The organism is Vibrio sp. 10N.222.55.C6 (assembly GCF_041473395.1).
Taxonomy (GTDB): Bacteria; Pseudomonadota; Gammaproteobacteria; order Enterobacterales; family Vibrionaceae; genus Vibrio; species Vibrio crassostreae_C.
In genome coordinates this window covers 1-605 of record NZ_JBFRSD010000446.1, presented here as the reverse complement: position 1 = coordinate 605, position 605 = coordinate 1, and the positions used below count along the sequence as shown (strand labels likewise).

The 605-nt window shown below is 42.8% G+C and carries 1 protein-coding gene; it reads right to left on the bottom strand.

All coding sequences use genetic code 11. The annotated features are described in order from the left end of the window. The coding region (locus AB4486_RS24520) for a hypothetical protein (protein WP_372119265.1) at positions 1-605 on the bottom strand (605 nt) is incomplete at both ends.

Below are 605 nucleotides of genomic sequence, written 5' to 3'. Positions count from 1 at the left end.
TATTTGCACCATCTAGAACATAGTTTCCATCTACATCTGTCGACAATTTCACATATTCAGCACCATCAAAGTAATAGAATGTACCTCTATGGTTTGTATTATCGAAGATCTTCAGTTGGCCGATCGCCTCTGTGTTATCTTGGTCGTACAAGTTTACTTGCAATGCTACTTGAGCAGGTGCATCAGCTAGACCGTCTTGATTATCAAAGGTGTTTTCTAGGTCTGTTGGTTCACTACCCGCTGCATAATCAATTGATGCATCACGACCAATATCCTCCGTTGTCGTCACTTTCAGCGACACAGCCGTTGAGTCTTGATCAACGATAGTAATATTCAGTGGCGTTTCAGAGGTATCTAAATCCGCATCGATTGCAATTACGTTGATCGAGAAGTTGATCTCATCGCCGTCATGATCTAGATAACCATTGGCTCTAAATTCGACTTCACCGTTCGAGTTTATACGCAAGCGACCCAACTCTCTCTCTACTGTTCCTCCACTTCCATCATCGGTTTGTTCATAAACACGAACCTGCTGGCTCCCTAAATTTAGGTCATAACTACCACTAAATGCTCCACTCGTTCCTCCCCTGAAAACGATATCAACA